19 protein-coding genes are annotated in these 20,681 nt (G+C 34.9%); 12 read left to right on the top strand and 7 right to left on the bottom strand.

Annotated features, from left to right (window positions below):
- Window positions 1-128 precede the first annotated feature (128 nt).
- The 12 genes from FND99_RS07380 (at window position 129) to FND99_RS07435 (ending at window position 11,487) form a co-directional block, all read left to right on the top strand.
- Complete coding sequence (locus FND99_RS07380; protein WP_144337329.1) at window positions 129-1,385, top strand: voltage-gated chloride channel family protein; 1,257 nt, start codon at window positions 129-131, stop codon at window positions 1,383-1,385.
- Between the two features lie 157 nt (window positions 1,386-1,542).
- Complete coding sequence (locus FND99_RS07385) at window positions 1,543-2,550, top strand: DHH family phosphoesterase (protein WP_144337330.1); 1,008 nt, start codon at window positions 1,543-1,545, stop codon at window positions 2,548-2,550.
- Window positions 2,551-2,556: 6 nt separating this feature from the next.
- A complete protein-coding gene (gene gldI / locus FND99_RS07390; protein ID WP_144337331.1) occupies window positions 2,557-3,246 on the top strand; it encodes a gliding motility-associated peptidyl-prolyl isomerase GldI in 690 nt (229 codons plus the stop codon).
- Between the two features lie 15 nt (window positions 3,247-3,261).
- Window positions 3,262-4,338: a peptidylprolyl isomerase gene (locus FND99_RS07395; RefSeq protein WP_144337332.1), complete on the top strand. Its 1,077-nt coding sequence runs from the start codon at window positions 3,262-3,264 to the stop codon at window positions 4,336-4,338.
- Between the two features lie 33 nt (window positions 4,339-4,371).
- On the top strand, window positions 4,372-5,514 hold the full coding sequence (locus tag FND99_RS07400; RefSeq protein WP_144337333.1) for a peptidylprolyl isomerase: 1,143 nt from the start codon (window positions 4,372-4,374) through the stop codon (window positions 5,512-5,514).
- Window positions 5,515-5,732: 218 nt separating this feature from the next.
- The gene (locus FND99_RS07405) at window positions 5,733-6,629 is read left to right on the top strand and encodes an EamA family transporter (RefSeq protein ID WP_144337334.1); all 897 of its coding nucleotides are present in this window, start codon (window positions 5,733-5,735) and stop codon (window positions 6,627-6,629) included.
- 87 nt (window positions 6,630-6,716) lie between these two features.
- Entirely contained in the window at window positions 6,717-7,073 is a 357-nt protein-coding gene (locus FND99_RS07410) for a DoxX family protein (protein ID WP_144337335.1), read from the top strand.
- Window positions 7,074-7,107: 34 nt separating this feature from the next.
- A complete protein-coding gene (gene aqpZ, locus FND99_RS07415; RefSeq protein WP_144337336.1) occupies window positions 7,108-7,815 on the top strand; it encodes an aquaporin Z in 708 nt (235 codons plus the stop codon).
- A 38-nt stretch (window positions 7,816-7,853) separates the two neighbouring features.
- Window positions 7,854-8,096, top strand: coding sequence for a GlsB/YeaQ/YmgE family stress response membrane protein (locus FND99_RS07420; RefSeq protein WP_144337337.1), 243 nt, complete (start codon window positions 7,854-7,856; stop codon window positions 8,094-8,096).
- 205 nt (window positions 8,097-8,301) lie between these two features.
- On the top strand, window positions 8,302-9,129 hold the full coding sequence (locus FND99_RS07425; protein ID WP_144337338.1) for a sterol desaturase family protein: 828 nt from the start codon (window positions 8,302-8,304) through the stop codon (window positions 9,127-9,129).
- Between the two features lie 119 nt (window positions 9,130-9,248).
- On the top strand, window positions 9,249-9,527 hold the full coding sequence (locus FND99_RS07430; protein ID WP_144337339.1) for a DUF2805 domain-containing protein: 279 nt from the start codon (window positions 9,249-9,251) through the stop codon (window positions 9,525-9,527).
- A 100-nt stretch (window positions 9,528-9,627) separates the two neighbouring features.
- Entirely contained in the window at window positions 9,628-11,487 is a 1,860-nt protein-coding gene (locus FND99_RS07435; RefSeq protein ID WP_144337340.1) for a M61 family metallopeptidase, read from the top strand.
- A 161-nt stretch (window positions 11,488-11,648) separates the two neighbouring features.
- On the opposite strand, the gene FND99_RS07440 is transcribed toward FND99_RS07435, so the two are convergent.
- The 7 genes from FND99_RS07440 to FND99_RS07470 all read right to left on the bottom strand — a co-directional run bounded on the left by FND99_RS07440 (window position 11,649) and on the right by FND99_RS07470 (window position 20,641).
- Window positions 11,649-12,092, bottom strand: coding sequence for a hypothetical protein (locus tag FND99_RS07440; RefSeq protein WP_144337341.1), 444 nt, complete (start codon window positions 12,090-12,092; stop codon window positions 11,649-11,651).
- Between the two features lie 213 nt (window positions 12,093-12,305).
- Entirely contained in the window at window positions 12,306-14,639 is a 2,334-nt protein-coding gene (locus tag FND99_RS07445) for a GH92 family glycosyl hydrolase (RefSeq protein ID WP_144337342.1), read from the bottom strand.
- A 205-nt stretch (window positions 14,640-14,844) separates the two neighbouring features.
- Window positions 14,845-15,450: a GNAT family N-acetyltransferase gene (locus FND99_RS07450; RefSeq protein WP_144337343.1), complete on the bottom strand. Its 606-nt coding sequence runs from the start codon at window positions 15,448-15,450 to the stop codon at window positions 14,845-14,847.
- Between the two features lie 349 nt (window positions 15,451-15,799).
- Window positions 15,800-16,156, bottom strand: coding sequence for a hypothetical protein (locus FND99_RS07455; protein ID WP_144337344.1), 357 nt, complete (start codon window positions 16,154-16,156; stop codon window positions 15,800-15,802).
- A 184-nt stretch (window positions 16,157-16,340) separates the two neighbouring features.
- Window positions 16,341-17,519, bottom strand: a complete 1,179-nt coding sequence (locus FND99_RS07460; protein ID WP_144337345.1) for an AIR synthase related protein — start codon at window positions 17,517-17,519, stop codon at window positions 16,341-16,343.
- Window positions 17,520-17,700: 181 nt separating this feature from the next.
- On the bottom strand, window positions 17,701-19,191 hold the full coding sequence (locus FND99_RS07465; protein ID WP_144337346.1) for a carboxypeptidase regulatory-like domain-containing protein: 1,491 nt from the start codon (window positions 19,189-19,191) through the stop codon (window positions 17,701-17,703).
- A 73-nt stretch (window positions 19,192-19,264) separates the two neighbouring features.
- On the bottom strand, window positions 19,265-20,641 hold the full coding sequence (locus FND99_RS07470; RefSeq protein WP_144337347.1) for a CsgG/HfaB family protein: 1,377 nt from the start codon (window positions 20,639-20,641) through the stop codon (window positions 19,265-19,267).
- Window positions 20,642-20,681: the final 40 nt, after the last annotated feature.

Raw genomic sequence — 20,681 nt, forward strand, 5'->3', positions numbered from 1 at the left:
CCACGAATTGCACAAATTTGCACTAATTATTTTTCTTTTGCCACAGATAAAAAAGATTAAAAATGATTTTTTCTATTTTAATTCGTGGAAATTCGTGAAATTCGTGGCAGAAAAAAATCAAACATTTAATGACCTCTCAAAACATTAAACAATTCCTTCTTTCTCTTCCAAAATGGATTCTTATCTGTGCTTTAATTGGTATTTTATCAGGATCTGCATCCGCATTTTTTCTTGTTTCTTTAGAGTGGGCAACGCAATTTAGAATGCAGCATGACTGGATTATCTGGCTTTTGCCTTTCGGCGGATTATTGGTTGGATTGAGTTATTATTACTGGGGAGAATCTGTTGTGAAAGGGAATAATTTATTGTTGGAAGAATACGAAAATCCGCAAAAAGTGATTCCGTTTAAAATGGCACCTTTGGTTCTTTTAGGAACTTTGTTGACGCATTTATTTGGAGGTTCAGCGGGACGTGAAGGAACTGCAGTACAAATGGGAGGAGCAATTGCCGATCAATTCACCAAAATTTTCAAACTCGACAATTCTGAACGCAAAATTTTAATCATCCTCGGAATCAGTGCCGGTTTTGCATCGGTTTTTGGAACTCCGTTGGCAGGCGCAATTTTTGCTTTAGAAGTTTTATATTTCAGCAAAATCAATTTCAAAAGCATTTTGCTTTCCTTTTTAGTTGCTTACGCAGCGTATTTCACAGTAGAATTTTGGCAAATAAAACATACACATTACAACATTCCAATTGTTCCTGAATTCAGCCTAAACAACTTAATATTTACTATAATTCTTGGAACTTTATCTGGTTTTGCAGCTTCATTATTTGCACGAAGCACTCATTTTTGGAGTTCTCTTTTTTCAAAAAACATAAAATACCCGCCACTTCGCCCGGTTATTGGCGGCGTAGTTTTGGCGATTGCCATTGCAGGTTTTGGATTCACAAAATTCTCAGGACTTGGTGTTCCGGTCATTGTTGATTCTTTTTCGAATGCAACTCAATGGTACGACTTTTTGCTGAAGATCCTTTTCACCGGATTTACACTTGGAGCCGGATTTAAAGGCGGTGAAGTAACACCTTTATTTTTTGTAGGCGCAACTTTAGGAAGTGCCTTATCAATTGTAATTCCAATGCCAATAGCACTTTTGGCCGGAATTGGATTTGTTTCCGTTTTCTCTGGCGCGACCCACACTCCTATCGCTTGCACGATTATGGGAATGGAATTATTCGGAATTCAGCCGGGGCTCTTTATCGCAATTGGCTGTACAATAGCTTATTTTTCTTCGGGTTCTATTGGGATTTACAAATCACAAATCGTAAAAGGAGCAAAATATAAATTGTACCAGCGATTTAAAAAAGAAGAATTGGAACATCTTTAACCGAAATTCCAAAATTCACATTTCACAATTCACAATTCACATTTCACAATTCACATTTCACAATTCACATTTCACAATTAAAACCTCATTACTTAAAAGTGTGTTAATCTCTAAAATGATTGCAACATTACATTAAAAAAATGTAAATTCGCACACTATGAAAATACAAGATATTCAGGCAATACAGTTGCTTCTTTCTGCCCCAAAGAAAATTGCAATAATCCCACACAGAGGACCAGATGGCGATGCTATGGGTTCAACTTTAGCATTATACCATTTTTTACTTAAAAATAATCATCAGGCAACAGTAATTGCGCCAAATGATTTTCCTGATTTTTTAGCTTGGCTTCCAGGTTCTGAAACAGTAAAAATATTTGAAAAAGATACTGAAAACTGCACCAAAATATTAGAAGAAGCAGAGCTGATTTTCACCCTTGATTTTAATGCTTTTCATCGTACTGGCGAAATCATGGAACAAGCTTTAGACAAACTAACAGTTCCGTTTATCATGATCGATCATCATCAAAAACCTGATGATTATGCGACATACATGTATTCTGACACTTCATTTGGGTCAACTTGCGAAATGATTTACAACTTTATTTCTTTTTTAAACAAAAAAGGAGATATCGACAAAACAATCGCAACCTGCATTTACACAGGAATTTTGACCGATTCTGGTTCATTTCGTTTTCCAGGAACAACAGGCGACACGCACAGAATTATTGCCGAATTAATAGATTTGGGAGTTGAAAACACTCAAATTCCGGTTTTATTATTTGACAATAGCTCCTACAGCCGTCTTCAATTGCTTGGACGCGCACTGCAGAATATGAAAGTTCTTGAAGCGCATAAAACTTCGTACACTTCACTTACTCAGGATGAATTAGATTCCTTTGATTATGTTAAAGGCGACACAGAAGGAATTGTAAATTATGGCTTAAGTATAAAAGGTATTGTTTTTACTGCTATTTTTATCGAAAATAAAGAAGAGAAAATCATCAAAATATCGTTCCGCTCACAAGGCGGATTTGATGTAAATCAATTTGCAAGAGATCATTTCAATGGTGGCGGACACAGTAATGCTGCTGGCGGAAAATCGCTATTGTCGATGGAAGAAACACTAAATAAATTTGAAGATTTAGTAACTAAACTAACCATATAACCGAATATGAAATATTTAAAAATCAGTATTTACACACTTCTTTTTACTATTTTATTAGCTAGCTGCAAACAGCATGAAGAAGCCAGAAGACCGCTTTCTAGGGCTTCGGGAACTTTCATGAAAAAATCGGCCGACCGAAATAAAAAATTAGTAGCCAATGAAGAAGAAGTCATCAAAAAAATCATAAAAAGCAATCCGAAAGTAAAATATTACGCCACTAGAAAAGGATATTGGTTCTTTTATGATGAGAAAAACCCAAATGAAACTTTAGCGCCAAAAAAAGGTGATATTGCTTATTACAATTTAGAAATAAAAGATATTCAAGGCAAAATAATTTACTCAGAAGCTGATCTTGGTCCACAAACCTATTATGTAGACAAGCAAGATATTATGATGGGATTGCGCGACGGTATCAAGTATATGCACAAAAATGAAACCGTTACGTTTTTATTTCCGTCACACATTGCATACGGATATCATGGCGACAACAACAAAATTGGTCCAAATGAATCTTTAATGTGCACCGTAACGCTTCGCAATTTTGTTCCAGATCCTGCAGCGCCAAAAACGGCAGTTCCAGCGGCACAAACCAATACTGCACAAGCTCCGGCAGGACAAACACCAAAACCTGCTGCACCAAAACCTATTGCTGTAAAACCAGCCTCACAAATCAAAAAAGATACAGTAAACCCTTAAAAAAACATTTTAGAAATGAAAAAAAGTATTTTAGTATTACTATTAGCCGTAACCTCGCTTTACTCTTGTAAAGATGAGCATAGTAACTTGCCTGATGGTTTATATGCCGATATTGAAACAAATAAAGGACACATCATTGTTGAATTAGATTATAAAAAAGCACCTGTTACTGTAGCAAACTTTGTGACTTTGGCAGAAGGAAAAAATGAATTTGTAACCAAAGACTACAAAAAAGACAAACCTTTTTATGACGGATTGAAATTCCACAGAGTTATTGAAGATTTCATGATTCAGTCTGGAGATCCTGAAGGAACTGGTTCTGGTGATACAGGATATAAATTTAAAGACGAAATCACAGATTTGAAATTTGACAAAGCTGGTGTTTTGGCTATGGCAAATAATGGTCCTGGCACAAACAGCAGCCAGTTTTTCATCACACACGTTGAAACGCCTTGGCTAACAGGAAAACACACCATTTTTGGTCATGTTGTTGAAAAAGGGCAAGAAGTTGTAAACCAAGTAAAACAAGGCGATACAATTGTAAAAGTTACTATTATCAGAAATGGTGAAGCCGCTAAAAAATTTGATGCTGTAAAAGTATTCCATGACTATTTCACAGAAGTTGAAAAAGAAAAAAGCAAATATGCAGGCGTTCAAAAAGAAAAAGTTGCTTATTATGCTTCTATCAGACCAAAAGCTACTAAAACAAGTACAGGTCTAGAGTATGTTATTACTGAAAAAGGATCTGGCAAAAAACCTGCTATTGGAACTCATATTTACATTCACTATTCAGGTTTTCTAGAAGACGGAACTTTATTTGATTCAAGTGTTGCTGAAGTTGCAAAAGCTTTCGGAAAATATGATGCGACAAGAGCAGAACAAAATGGTTATCAGCCAATCCCGTTTCAAGCAGGAAAAAAAGACGGTATGATTCCGGGATTTATTGAAGGAATTGAGCAGCTTTCTTTTGGAGACAAAGCCGTTCTTTTTATTCCGTCTCATTTAGCTTATGGTGCAACTGGTGCTGGAGGAGTTATTCCGCCAAATGCAAACATCATTTTCGAAATTCAATTATTAGAAAAACCACAATAATAAATTAGTACGCAGACTTAAACTTGACACGAGATGAAATTTAAATTTCTATTATTATTCTGTTTGGCAGTTGTAAATCTTCAAGCACAAACAAAAAAACCGGCAGCAAAACCAAAAGCTGCTCCTGCTAAAACTACAGCTGCAAAACCAGTTGTTCCAGCTGATCCTAACGATGGTATTTTTGCAACAATTTCAACTACAAAAGGAGATATCGTTGTAAAATTGGAATATGTAAAAGCGCCAGTTACGGTGGCAAACTTCATTTCTTTGGCAGAAGGAACAAACCCAAATGTTAAAGTAGAAAAACTAAAAGGAAAACCATTTTATGACGGTTTAAAATTTCACCGCGTAATTAATGATTTTATGATTCAGGGGGGAGATCCTGACGGAAATGGTTCTGGAGGTCCTGGTTATGCATTTAAAGATGAATTTACCGAAGAATTAAAATTTGATAAAGGCGGAATTTTGGCAATGGCAAATTCTGGCCCAGCTACAAATGGAAGCCAATTTTTCATTACCCATAAAGATACGCCTTGGTTAAACGGAAAACACACCATTTTTGGTCATGTAGTTTCTGGAATGGATAATGTAAACAAAATTGTTCAAGATGATATCATGAACAAAATCACCATTACGCGAAAAGGCGCTGCAGCTAAAAAATTTGATGCTGTAAAAGTTTTGGCTGATGATGCAAAAAAAGAAGATGTTAAAAAAGAAGAAGCTAAAAAAGTAGTCACACAAAAAGCGGCTTATTTTGCAGCAACAAAAGCAAAAGCAACTACAACTGCATCTGGCTTAAAATATGTAGTTACACAAAAAGGAACTGGTGTAAAAGGTGCTGAAGGATCTACAATTTATTTCCACTATGCAGGCTATTTTGAAGACGGAAATCTTTTTGACAGCAGTATGGCTAAAGTTGCACAAGCTTATGGCAAATATGACGCAAGCAGAGATGCTGCAGGAGGTTATAAAGCTTTCCCTTTTACAGTTGGAAAAAAAGACGGTATGATTCCGGGATTTATTGAAGCTTTAGATATGATGACAGACGGAGAAAAAGCAATTTTCTTTCTTCCTTCAAACTTAGCTTATGGCGAAAAAGGTGCCGGAGGTGTAATTCCGCCAAACGCTACTTTAATTTTCGAAATTGAAACTTATAAAAATCAGCCAGTCAAATAATCAATCTGACAGATTTATTTAAAATAGAAACCATCAAAGCAAAAGTTTTGATGGTTTTTTCTTTTTACCGAGTTTGATTCTTTTGAAAAATAAGCAATTTACAAATGCAAAATAGTCTCAAAACAGCATTAAAACCAATGTTTACTGTATTTTTCTGCCAAATCATAAACAAAATAACTTACCTTTGCCGGCCTTAATTTTTAAAACAGGAATTTCAGATGTCACAAAACAATGTATTAAAAGGAGTTTTTTTAGTCGCTTTAGGAGCTACAACTTACGGAATGTTAGCCACTTTTGTAAAAATGGCCTATTCTGAAGGTTATACAACTGCCGAAGTCACTACTTCACAATTTGTTTTGGGTATTATTGGAATTTTGATAATCAATGCTTTTCAAAAAATAAAACATAAAGGCAAAACCGTAAAAGCATCATCAAAAAATATTTTCAGTTTGATGCTTGCTGGAACTTCTTTAGGAATGACAAGTTTGTTTTATTACTTGGCTGTAAAATATATTCCAGTTTCAATTGGAATCGTTTTATTAATGCAGACCGTGTGGATGGGGGTTTTATTAGAAATGATTTTAGAGAAAAAACTTCCCTCATTACAAAAAGTAATTGCCGTTTTTATTGTACTTATTGGAACCGCTTTGGCAACAAATCTTATCCATGCTGATTTTAAACTAGACTGGCGAGGAATTATGTGGGGATTATTAGCCGCTGCTTCTTTTACTACAACTATGTTTACAGCAAATAGTGTTGCTACAGAAATTTCTTCTGCACAGCGCAGTTTATATATGCTTTTAGGCGGTGCGGTAATTGTATTTTCTTTTGCATTTGCCACGCAAACCGAAACCTTTAACCTTGCAATTTTCTTAAAATGGGGAATTGTTTTGTCTTTATTCGGAACTATAATTCCGCCAATGCTTATGACTGCAGGTTTCCCGTTAACCGGAATTGGTTTAGGAAGTATCGTTTCAGCCCTTGAACTTCCGGTTTCTGTTACGATGGCTTTTATTTTATTGAATGAAAAAGTAATCTTTCTGCAATGGGTTGGAATTGTTTTAATCATTCTTGCCATAATTATTATGAATATAAATTTTAAGGCAAAAAAATAGTCAATTTTGCATAGCTTTAAAAAAAAGAGCCTTGTAATGCAATAATTGTTAATTTTTTTATAAATTCGTGATAAACAATAAGATATCATGAAACAACCTTGGCATTTATATCTAATGGCTTTTTTATATATACTTGCTGGTATTAATCATTTTAGAAAACCTGGAATGTACATCAGAATCATTCCTCCTGTTTTTAAAAACCCCAAATTAATAAATAATTTAAGTGGAGCTGCCGAAATTGTACTAGGCTGCCTCCTATTGCTTCCTTTTACAAAAAATTTTGCTGCATGGGGCTTTATTGCATTATTGATTGCAATATTTCCTGCAAATTTGTACATGCTTCAAAATAAAAAAGCAAGTTTTAATTTACCAAGATGGATTTTATTTGTACGTTTGCCCTTACAAATTGTTTTGATTTTTTGGGCATACCAATATACTCTTTAACAATCAGAATCTATTAATTTAAAATTACTTAATTATGAAAAAATTATTTGCAGAGTTTTTTGGAACTTTTTGGTTAGTTTTCGGAGGTTGCGGAAGCGCTATTTTTGCAGCAGGAATTCCAGATTTAGGAATTGGATTTGCTGGAGTTGCTTTAGCTTTTGGTTTAACGGTATTAACAATGGCATATGCTGTTGGACACATTTCTGGCGGACATTTCAACCCAGCCGTTTCATTTGGATTATGGGCTGGTGGCAGATTTTCTGCAAAAGACCTTATTCCCTACATTATCGCTCAATGTATTGGCGCAATTGCCGCAGCGGGAACCCTGTACACGATTGCTTCCGGAAAAGCTGGTTTTGTGATCGATAATACAAAAGCCGGTGCCTTTGCATCAAACGGTTTTGGCGCTTTTTCGCCTGATGGTTATTCTTTACAATCGGCTTTTATTGCTGAATTTGTATTGACGTTGTTTTTCCTTTTGGTTATTTTAGGTGCGACTGATAAGTTTGCAAACGGAAGATTTGCAGGTATTGCAATTGGTTTGGCTTTAACTTTAATTCACTTGATTAGTATTCCAATCACAAACACTTCTGTAAATCCTGCAAGATCTTTGTCTCAGGCTATCTTTACAGGCGGCGAGCCATTATCTCAGGTTTGGCTGTTTTGGGTCGCTCCAATTTTAGGTGCAATCGTTGCCGGATTTATCTATAAAAATCTGCTTCAAAATCATGATGAAGCTTAATTTCTAAAAAGCTTACTTACAAACTAAAAAACGAATCTATGGAATTTTTATATTTCTTACTTATAGGAGCCATTTCTGGATGGCTTGCGGGTCAAATCTGGAAAGGTGCCGGCTTTGGATTAATTGGCAATATTATCGTCGGAATTATTGGCGGTATAATTGGAGGCTGGATTGCCGGAAAACTTGGAATTGGCGGAGGAGGACTTCTTTGGCAAATTCTTATCGCCGTTGGTGGTGCTTGGGTTTTACTGTTTATCATCAGTCTTATCAAAAAAGCTTAAATTGAAAACATCAAAATAAATTAGTTACCTAATAACTTATAAAGAGAAAAAAGCAGTTTTACTGGTCTTTTTTCTCTTTTTTTATCTAAAGAAATGCACCCGTTAAACAATAAACACTGAAACAAGTATAAAGATCTATATTTCTTAAAATAAATGTTATTATTTCATCAATTTTATTACATTTGAAAAAATACATTATAGAATTATGAATGATATTATTGCTTATTTCAGTACCATTCCGTCTTCGCATCGAAGCCTAATTTTAATTGGAGGAATCACTATTTTTTGGCTGATAGAAAATGCTTTTCCGCTTTTTCAGATGCACTATAAAAAATGGCACCACGCAGGAATAAATATATTTTTTACCGTTACAACGATTATCGTAAATTTTGTTCTGGCTTTTATTCTGATAAAAACTGCAGCTTGGACAACCGAAAATCATTTCGGAATTTTGCAATGGCTTCCAGAAATGCCGCTTTGGATTTATGCTATAATTGGATTGCTTCTGCTTGATTTAATTGGTGCTTATTTGGCACATTTTGTACAACATAAAGTGAAATTTTTGTGGCGTTTTCACCTCATTCATCACACCGATACTTGGGTTGATACAACATCGGCAAACCGACATCATCCAGGCGAAAGTGTCATCCGATTTTTATTTACAACTTTGGGCGTTTTAATTGTTGGAAGCCCAATGTGGATGGTTTTCTTATACCAATCGTTATCTGTAATCACTTCGCAATTCAATCATGCCAATATTTCGCTTCCAAAAAAGCTGGATACCGCTTTAAGTTATGTTATCGTTTCACCAAATATGCATAAAGTTCATCATCATTACATGCTCCCTTATACGGATAGCAATTATGGAAATATTTTCTCTATTTGGGATCGCCTTTTCAGCACTTTTACAACTTTACCAAAAGAACAGATAATTTATGGAGTCGATACGCACCCAGAGCCCGAAGAACATAACAAATTGAAAAATTTATTGCAAATTCCGTTTCAAAAATCAAGATCGGCAAAAAACAGTTAAATTCAATAAAAAAATATAGTTCAGCGTACCAACTAATTATTTTTTTTATTAATATTGATATATAAAATGAAAATCAATCTATTAATCATTAACCTCTATTTTGAATTAATTTTCACGAGATGAAAAAGAGTAACCGCAAAGAATTGAATTGGGAACAAACGGAAAGACTTGTTTCGTTAGCTTTAGAAGAAAGAAATCCATTTGAAATTATAAAAAAAGAATTTGGATTAGCAGAAAAAGAAGTTCTGGAAATCATGAAAAAGAAGATGCCTCTGGAAAAATTTGAGATGTGGAAAAAGAAGGCAATTGCTAATAAACCAAAGCCAAAACCTGTCAAAATAGATGACTTTGATGAAGATTTGGACGGTAAATATTACATAAAAAATAAACTAGACTAAAAGAAAACTCCTGAAATTCAGGAGTTTTTTTTATATTTATATAACATGTGTAACAATTTGATAATTTATAAGTCAAATACACAAAACTAAACGCGAACAAATGAAAAAAATAATCTACACGCTAGCTCTTGCTGTAACATTATGGAGCTGCAAAACAGGTAGTTCCTCTGGAGATGCCAAAAGTAAAACTGTTGATGTCAACATTAATCTTGTTGATGTAAAAGACGATAAAGTCCTAGTAACAGTAACACCTCCTGCAATTAAAACGGACGAAATTATTTATAGTATCCCAAAAACAGTTCCTGGAACCTACTCCACAGATAATTATGGTAAATATTCAGACGGTTTTAAAGCTTATGATGCTAAAGGAAATGAATTGGCAGTAAAAAGAATTGACGACAACTCTTGGTCGATTTCGAATGCAAAAACGCTTAAAAAAATCACATATTTAGTTGGAGATACTTTTGATACTGAAAAAGGAACAGGCTTTGGAAATGATGATGTATTTTCACCAGCTGGAACCAACATCAACGCTGGAATAAATTTCATGATTAACACACATGGTTTTGTAGGTTATTTTCAAGATAAACTAGATGTTCCTTACAAAGTTACAATCACGCATCCTGAAACACTTTGGGGCGCAACTTCAATGACGGATGAAGATGCAAGCAAAACTAGCGATGTTTTTATAACGCCGCGTTATGCTGTTTTGGTTGAAAACCCAATTATGTACTCTAAACCAGATTACACATCCTTCAATGTTAATGGAATGGATATTCAGATTGCTGTATATTCTCCAACAGGAAAATTTACTGCAGAAAGCATCACGCCGGAAATGAAAACGATGATGACAGCGCAGAAAAACTTTTTAGGAAAAATCAATTCGACTAAAAAATATACGGTTTTATTGTATTTATCAACCTTAGCAAAAGATGATGCACATGGTTTTGGAGCTCTAGAACATCCTACTGCAACAACAGTGGTTTTGCCGGAATCGATGCCGAAAGAAAAACTGGTTGAATCAATGAAAGATGTGGTTTCTCACGAGTTTTTCCATATTGTGACTCCGTTGACAATTCACTCAAAAGAAATTCAGTTTTTTGATTACAATGCTCCCAAAATGTCTGAACATTTGTGGATGTATGAAGGTGTAACAGAATATTTTGCAAATCTTTTCCAAATCAACCAAGGTTTGATCGACGAAGCAGAATTTTACAGACGTATCGCAGAAAAAATCGAGCAGTCTAAATCTTTAGACGATACAATGTCATTTACTGTGATGAGCAAAAATGTATTGCAAGAACCTTATAAAGATCAATACTTAAATGTGTATCAAAAAGGTGCTCTTATTGGTATGTGTATTGATATTATTATTAGAGAAAAAAGCAATGGTGAAAGAGGAATTCTTGATTTAATGCATAAATTATCAAATGAATACGGAATCGAAAAACCATTTAATGACGATGAGCTTTTTGCAAAAATTACACAGTTGACTTATCCTGAAGTTGGTGAATTCTTAAACAAATATGTGGCAGGAACTACACCAATTCCTTACGACGTTTATTTGGCAAAAGTTGGTGTGACTAAAGCAGTTGAGAAAAAAACAAGTCCAATTTTCCTTAAAGGACAAACTCCGTATATTTCTGTAAGTAAACAGACTCAAGAAATTGCGGTTCGTTCTGATATTGAGCCAAATGATTTTTTCAAAAATCTTAATCTTAAAGGCGGAGATGTTATTGTCGCAATAAACAACAAACCTTACTCACTTGAGAATATTTACAGCTTAATTACAGAAAGTGAAAACTGGAAAGATAACGATCCTATCACTGTAAAAATTAAACGTGCAGGAAAAGAAGAGACTATAAAAGGAACTGTAAAACTTCCTTTTGAAGAATCAGAAACTTTTAAAGCTACAGATGCTTCAAAAGAGCAACTTAAAAATGCATGGTTGAAAGGTTAATTTCTTTTAATTCACAAAAAAAACCGACAAGTGATTGTCGGTTTTTTTTTGATTGTCATTGCGAGGAACGAAGCAATCTCATCTCGAATATATTATTATAGAACTTATTTTAGTGCGGTTGCTTCGTTCCTCGCAATGACCTTGAATGCGTTTAAATCTGCTTATTTTTTCACCGGAAATTTCCAGTCGAACTCGTCTTTATTATTGATAATGGCTCCAATTTCAAACTTAACTACCTCATCAAATTCTGTTTGAAGGATAAACCAATTGTCTTCATTAAAATAATTTTCGAAAGTATCAAAAGTCTCCTGATTGTATTTTGTAATTCCTTTTGCAGCAAAATCTTTCTTTACATCAGCAATTTTTCTTCCAATTATTTTAAATCCGAAAACTTCTAAATCGTTGCTTGAGGCCACAAGATATCCTAATTTCAAATCTTCTTCTTCATAAAATGTCAATCTGATTTTGTGTGCATTATATACAAAAATCACATTGTCATCTTCGTCTTTATAGTTTTTATCAGGTTTTCCGAAAACGGCAATAACATCGTTTTGCTTCATTCCGAAAAGCAATTTATCAATTCCTGATTTTAGATTTATTTTCATATTTATCTTTCTTTGTTTGAAGTGCAAATTTCGTGAAGTTTTTTGTTGTTTAGCCACGAATTGCACAAATTTTCTCGAATTTTAATGTTACTTTTTTGTCAGGCTGAGCGAAGTCGAAGCCCTTTTCAACACAAAAGCCCTTCGACTTCGCTCAGGGTGACAAAAGAATAAACCAGTGTAAATCTGTGTCACCAGTGTAATCAGTGGCCAAACTTAATTTTGATACTGTTTTTTATTCGGTTTATTACTCATATAAAACGTAATTTTTCCGCCATTCATAACATCTGAATGTTTTAAAAATGGTTTTGAAAGTTCTTTTCCGTTCAATAAAACTTTGCTCACAAAAACATTTTTATCGGATTGATTTACGGTTTCAACTTCGAAATTTTTTCCGTTTTCTAAATTAAAAATAGCATTTTTTACGAGCGGGCTTCCTAATGCATATTCGTCTGAACCCGGAGCAACTGGATAAAATCCTAAACTGCTGAAAATATACCAAGCACTCATTTGTCCGAAATCGTCATTTCCTCCTAAACCGTCTGCCCCATTTCGGTACATTTTTTTCAAAATCATTCTAATTTTGTCCTGCGCTTTCCAAGGCGAATCTGTCCAATTGTATAAATACACCACGTGGTGAGAAGGCTCATTTCCATGAACATAATTTCCTATGATTCCATCACGCGTAATATCTTCGGTATTTTCGAAATATTTATCCGGCAAATGCATATTAAATAATGAATCTAAACGCACTTTGAATTTATCATTTCCTCCCATCATTTTAATCATGTCAGCAGGATCTTGGGGAACATATAAACTGTAATTCCATGAATTTCCTTCAATAAAACCTTGTCCATGTGTATCAAGCGGATCGAATTCTTTTTTGAAAGTTCCGTCGTTTAATTTTGGACGCATGAAGCCAGTTTTTGCATCATAAACGTTTTTATAGTTCTTTGATCTTTCGATGAATTCATTATAGATTTCGGTTTTACCTAATTTCTTTGCAGCTTGCGCTATCGCCCAATCATCATAAGCATATTCTAATGTTTTTGAAACCGAAGCACCGTTTTTGTCTTCAGGAACGTAGCCCATTTTCATATAATATTCCAGTCCGTCGTAATAAGGAACTTTTGCTGTATTTACACAGGCTTGAAGCGCTTTTTCGGCATCAAATTTTATATTTCCCTTTACAATCGCATCTGCAACTACTGAAACAGAGTGATAACCAATCATACACCAATTTTCATTTGCATAATGCGACCAAACTGGAAGCATTTTATGAACGCTTTGATCTGAATGTGCCAGCATGGAACTCACCATATCGGCATTTCGTGTTGGCTGAATAATGTTAAAAAACGGGTGCAATGCGCGATAAGTATCCCAAAGTGAATAACTTGTATAATTGGTAAAATTATCGGCTTTATGTACGTTCATGTCCAAACCTTTATAATTATGATCTAAATCCATATATTCTGTTGGACCTAAAAAGGCATGATACATTGCTGTGTAAAAATTCACATAGTCATCTTTCTGAATAGCTTCAATTTGAATTTTATTCAACTCGTTGTTCCAAACCTCCTGACTTTGCTTTTTTACTTTTTCGAAATCCCAACCCGGAACTTCTTTTTTCATATTTTCTAATGCACCAGCTGAACTTACTGGCGATAATGCCATTTTTATTTTGATCTTCTCGCCTTCTTCGGTATTAAAATCAAAAAATAATTTCAGGTTTTGTCCTGCCATTTCTGGGAAATTTTTCGTTTGATCAAATTTTCCCCAAAAACCTCGGTAAACACTTTTTTCCTGCGCTGCTTGGCCGTAGCTTTTTATTGGTTTGCTGAAAGACATTGCAAAATAAACGGTTCTAGTTCTTGCCCAGCCGTTTGTTTGGCGATAACCGGTTATTAAGGTATCATTTTCAACACGTACAAATGTCCAAACATTTTTCTTGTCGTAATTATAGATTCCTGATGTCAAATCCAGAATAATATGTGCCTGATCTGACTTCGGAAATGTATATTGATGCATTCCAACTCTGGTTGTGGCAGTCAATTCGGCTTTAATTTTGTGATCTTCTAAAAAAACGCTGTAATATGCAGGTTCTGCTTTTTCTGTCGTATGCGAAAATGCTGAACGATATCCTGATTCTGGTTTTGATGCTATACCGGGATTCAATTGTAATTTTCCAGTTGTTGGCATAATTAAAAAATCTCCTAAATCAGAATGGCCTGTCCCGCTGAAATGTGTGTGGCTGAAACCTACAATTGTTTTGTCTTCATATTGATAACCGGCGCAATATTTATAAACGTCTCCATTATATTTTCCGTTTAAGCCGTAGGCAATTGTATCGGTTTCTGGGCTCAGTTGCACGCTTCCAAATGGTACTGTTGCTCCGGGATAAGTATGTCCCATTCTTGCCGTTCCGATCATGGGATCTACGTACTGAATCAAATTTCGTTTTTCAGTTGTTTTTTTCTGTGCGTTTGAAGTGACTCCAAGCATCAAAAATGAAAATCCGAAAAGAAGGCTCTTGCAATTTATTTTATTCATTGGGTATTTTTTAATCGTTGTATTTTTTTATCTAAAAACAGATCAGGCAATTAGTAAAATATTTTAGCTATTTTTTTAGTTTAGAAAATTACAACTAAATATGCTTTTAAAAAATATAAAATTTGGATGTTCTTATTTATTATAACTGGGCTGATCCCGAAGTTTCGGGACAGCCCTACAATATTTGTCGAGCCTTTGACTCTTTTTAAAGCTTGCGTTTTAAGTTTTCTTTTACCTCATCAAACCATTCATTTTTAAGAATACTTAAAACGATCGAGTCACGTCTCACATCGCTGTCTCTTGTTGGCATATTGCTTCTTAAAACTCCTTCGACTTTACAGCCAATACTTTTCATCGCGGCGATGCTTCGTTCGTTATTATTATCTGCACGAAATTCAACTCTCTCCAGTCCAAGTGTTTCAAAAGCGAACTGAAGCAATAAGTATTTACAGTGTTTGTTTAAACCCGTTCCTCTAAATGCGGAACCGTACCAAGTGTATCCTAGTTGCAAGGTTTTAAATTCTAAGTTTATATCATAGAAACGTGTTGAACCAGCATATTTTTGAGATTTTTTATCAAAAACGATAAAAGGAAATTCTTTTTGGTTTTCTCTGGCTTGTATGGCCAATTGAATATAATTGGTCAAATTTTCTTTTCCTTCTGCGCCTACTAATGAATATTTCCAAGTTTCTGGTTCGTTGATTGAAATATCCAATAAGTTTTCGACATCTGATTCTTGAAGCGGGCGCAGTAAAACAAAATCGTCTTCTAAAATGATATTGTCTGTGAAATTAAAATTTGATGAATTCATAATCCGTTTTTTGGTTGTTAAATTATTTTTTGGCTATAAATATAAAGTCCCTACGGGACAAATTCTGAATGCTCATTTTTTTTTCTACCAATATATAATCTCTACGAGATATTATTTTATAATTCGCTTACTTCAAAAGAAGTAATATATCGGTAGGAAAAACACTGGTTTATAATCTCTACGAGATATTGTTTTAGTATAAAATTCACATCAAATAAAATTGATTTCTGTCCTATGCTCCGCTAGGAGCAAAATATCGGTAGAAAAAAAACGCCTAAATAAAAAAAGTCCCGTTAGGGACTTTACTTTTTTCTATTTATTTGTTGACGTCCGAAACTTCTTTTAAATATTACTCGTTCATTTCGTCATAACGTTCGGGAACTTGCGGGTCGTACAACGGACATTTGAATTCTTCCATTACAGAAACCAATTGATTCATCGTTTTGCCTTCGGTGCCGTAACAATCGATTTTTACGCTTTGTGACGTTGTAATTACTTGAAAAGCGCCTTTTCCTGCATTGTTTTTCCAACTGTTTTCATCGACTCTTTCCCATTTTGAGAATACCGGATTGATTCGGTTGATGATTACATCTACAGGAAGAACTGCAAGTCCTTGAACTTCTTCTTTCTCAACAAGCGCTTCATAAACTTCCTGATTGTTCAGGTAAATTTCATCTAAATATCTCCAAAAAAGCAGTTCGTACATAATCTGATGTTTTTTTAGCCCCGATAGTAGTGAAAATCCTTTTGTTTTTTTCTTTAAAAAACAAAAGATTGTAACGGATAGCGGGATTAGCTCCTAAAAACTATAATTTATAAAAAAATCTATTTAAAGGCTTTAGTAAAAAACCTTAGTACCTCAGCACCTTTGAACCTCTGTTCCTAAAAAATTAATATTCGAATGTTCCGTATTCGCTAGAAATAGTAAGCTTTTTAGCATCTGAAGCTTCTACTCTTCCTACGATTTGTGCATCAACATTGAATGATTTCGAAATTTCGATAATATCCTGAGCAATATTTTCTGGAACATAAATTTCCATACGGTGTCCGCAGTTGAAAACCTGATACATTTCTTTCCAATCTGTTTTTGATTGTTCCTGAATTAACTTGAACAATGGCGGAACCGGAAATAAATTATCTTTTATAATATGTAAATTTTGAACAAAATGAAGAATCTTAGTTTGCGCTCCTCCACTGCAATGTACCATTCCGTGGATGTCTTCTGGAGTATATTTATCTAATATTTTCTTGATGATTGGCGCGTAAGTTCTTGTTGGCGAAAGCACTAACTGACCTGCATTTATTGGACTGTTTTCAACTTCATCAGTTAAATTTACTTGCCCTGAATAAATTAATTCTTCTGGAACGGCTGCATCATAGCTTTCTGGATATTTTTTGGCTAAATATTTTCCGAAAACGTCGTGACGTGCAGAAGTAAGTCCGTTGCTGCCCATTCCACCGTTATAGCTTTTTTCGTAAGTTGCTTGACCAAAAGAAGCCAAACCAACAATTACGTCGCCAGCTTTAATATTTGCATTATTTACGACATCAGAACGTTTCATTCTAGCAGTTACTGTAGAATCTACAATAATGGTACGTACAACATCTCCAACATCGGCAGTTTCTCCACCTGTTGAGTGAATTGTTACGCCAAAAGATTTTAATTCGTTGATTAATTCTTCTGTTCCATTAATAATTGCAGAAATAACTTCGGCCGGAATTAAATTTTTATTTCTTCCAATAGTTGATGAAAGCAAAATATTATCTGTTGCTCCAACACATAATAAATCATCAATATTCATGATTAAAGCATCTTGAGCAATTCCTTTCCAAACTGAAAGATCTCCAGTTTCTTTCCAATACATGTATGCTAATGACGATTTTGTACCGGCGCCGTCAGCATGCATAATCAAGCAATGATCTGAATCTTGGGTAAGATAATCAGGGACAATTTTACAAAATGCTTGAGGAAATAAACCTTTATCGATGTTTTTTATGGCGTTGTGTACGTCTTCTTTTGATGCCGAAACACCTCTTTGTGCGTACCTTTTGCTAGAATCTGAACTCATGAAACTTAGTTTGTGTTGATGTGCTGCAAAGATAACCAGTTTTTTTTATTCTTTGGTTTCTCGCCAATTTAAAATTAGATTTTATTAAGGCTTGGTATTTCATTTTAAAAAATGAATAAAAAAATCGGCAATGGGAATATTGCCGATTTTTTGAATTCAAATTATTTGAAACATCATTATTTTATTTCCAGTCTGGCATTGAGGCATTTTGAAACAAGGTTGTTCTTGAACTAGTGCCACTACTAGTGTCTGATAAACTGACGGTTTGAATATTCTTGGCCGATAATCCATCATTTGATGTATTGACAAAAATGACTTTTGCTTCATTTGGAGAAAATTTCACGTCAAGATCATTAAAACCATTTTCTTTGTTAGATGCTAATTCTGCCGATGTATTTGTTGCTACAGTATAAATATATATTCGGGAATCCAATTGCCTGTAATTTGAGTTTTCGAATCCAGAAGCATCGCGAGTATATACAACTTTCTTATTATCAACAGAAATATCAATTCCGCTTGCTGCGCCTGTCACTCCAGAAAGCACTGTGTATAAAACATTTCCGCTCATATTTATGGCATAAATTTCGACATTATATCCTGAAACGTCATTTACTTTTAAGATAATCTGGCTTCCGTCACGACTCCATTCACATTCTGAAATGAATTTTCCATTTGGAGTTTTAAACAACTGCACCAAGCCGGATCCGTCCGCTTCAATACGATACAGTTTGTCAAAATTTGGATAAATAAGCTGTTTCCCGTTTGTACTCCAAGCGTAGCTTACATTATCCATGTTGAAACCGGCAATTGGAACAAAATTGGTTATTTTTTTGACATCTGTTCCGTCTGGTTTCATGCTGAAAATTTGATACAATGATCCATCTGAACTGATATAAGCAATTCTGTTAATGCTCAGATTTTTTCTTGGCCTGAAACTGTTCACCTGAGCCGAAGACAGCTGAAGTTCATTTCCTGCATCATCTGCGGTATAAATAACGTTGTTGCTGTTTACTTTTTTAACGTACATATATCTCGGATTCGGGAAAGCCAATGTTCTAAACGAATTTGTCACACTGTTAACAGGCTTGTTGATTCCGTCATCTACCGTAACCTGCCAATAGTATTTGGTACTAAAACTTAAATCCTTAATATTTAAAGTTGTGGTTTTAAGATCAGAATAAGTTTTAACTTCATCTGTAGTTCCGTTTTTCACGGTCACGGTATAAGTCAGCGGATCTCCTTCGGGATCTGTGGCGGTCCAAGTTAGATTCAGACTTTGGGCTTGACCCTCTGCATTATCTGCAGGAGCAGTAAGCGTAGGAACTTCTGGCGGTTTATTAGTAGCTGTTGATACTTCTAACTCAAAGATTACTTCGGTTTCAATATCTTTTTCAATCGTGGCAGGAACAAATCTTGTGATAAAGCCGTCTTTTTGAGCCTGAAAAGCATATTTGCCAGCTGTAACTTTATCGATTGTAAAATACCCATCCTTATCTGTATAAACTGTGCTCGTTGTAGGGTTAGACGACACGCGGGCATTTTCGATGCCTTTATAGCCGCGCACATCCACAACTCGTCCTTTAATAGATCCTGTTCCTGTTACGTCAAGTGGTTCTTCACTACAAGAAATTAAAAGAAAAAAGCACGCCAAAATTTTTAATCTTATTTTCATTTGAGACTGAATTTTATTAAACTTATATTGAACCTAATCCTTTAACCATTAGTTATTACAGATTTAAAGCTGCCTATTTTTTCTTGTATTTCGGATTTTTAGGGAAATAATACGTCATTCCAAAACCAAACCGGTAGAAATAATCATCCCGGATTCCCGCTATCATATGGTCGACATTATCACTGAATGCTGCATTAAATTCGCCGTATAATTTGAGTCCTACGTGTGGCGAGACGAGATATTCGACTCCTGCTCCAGCTTGGACTTTTGTATGAAAGTTTTCCCGATGGTGATCGAACTCGAATCCGGTTCCGGCAAAAACGAAAGGACTAAATACGTCCTTGGGCAGTACGATGCATTCTAAATTTAGATCGAGAGACAGATAGCCATAATCCATATAATTTCTATTTGCTACCTGAAAAGCATTTGATGAAGCACTCAGGTTAAATGCGGGCGAGAAAAAGAACTTGACGGCTCCTCTTATCATTGGCATCGGCTTTGGATTTGGATAATCGCCTTGCATCATGGTTGTTCCCCCAACAGCTTCAATTCCAAAACGGGCTCTTCTTTCATTGCTTAAATTTCTATTGTATAGTTGTGCTAAATCGGCTTCGCTTCTTTCTTTATCGTATTCGGCTACAAAATCGTCAACTTGTTTTTGCGGTGCGTTTACTTCCCAAAGTTTGTCTTTGATTCCGTCAACGATCAGTCCTTCGACTGCTTTTTCGATTGCTTCGGTAACCGCCATCTGAATTGGTTCGTTTCGAGTAAAACCAGTTTCAACCTCCAGAAGTCGGTTTAAATTCACATATCTAAACAAACTCGCATCGACACTTTGTGATAGAATAGTTTTTGATACATAAACCGTATTTAAAATTTTTCCGTTTGAAGTAGAGACCAATCGCAAATAAACGGTAACGCGATCTTGTCTGTATTGTGTTGAGCCTCCAGCACCAAAATATCTGGCACCAAAACCTCCTGTAATAATATTAGTATCATAAGAAATAATTCCCCCTTCTAGCAACACTCCCGCAAATAAAAGAGGCGTTAAGACTGCTTCATTAGGATCTGTTTTAGAAGCATATTCCTGACGAGTAGAACGAATAATGTTTCGCTCGTTTAAAAGGTTCCCTAGATTTTCACGTTCGATAGGTACAAACCATTTTGAATCCTGAAGTGCTTTAATTAAAATGGATGTTGCACCTTGTGTAACAGCCGTACTAAATGTACTTCCTAGTTCGGTAGGCTTATATTGACCCGTTTGGTCCTTAAATTTATATACACCTACAACGATCTGTTCTTTGGGCTTTGGCATGTCTACCAATTTTGCAGTTGCAGGAGTATTTTCTCCATAAACTGCTTTTTGCACCCCAACAGGCTGATTAAAATATGCTCCACATCCTGAGAATAGGCAAATTAATAAAAATAGAAAAAGGGGACTTTTATTCATAATCTAAATTATTTACAATACTACATGAACTTAACTATCT

This window comes from Flavobacterium daemonense, from assembly GCF_007341385.1.
Taxonomy (GTDB): Bacteria; Bacteroidota; Bacteroidia; order Flavobacteriales; family Flavobacteriaceae; genus Flavobacterium; species Flavobacterium daemonense.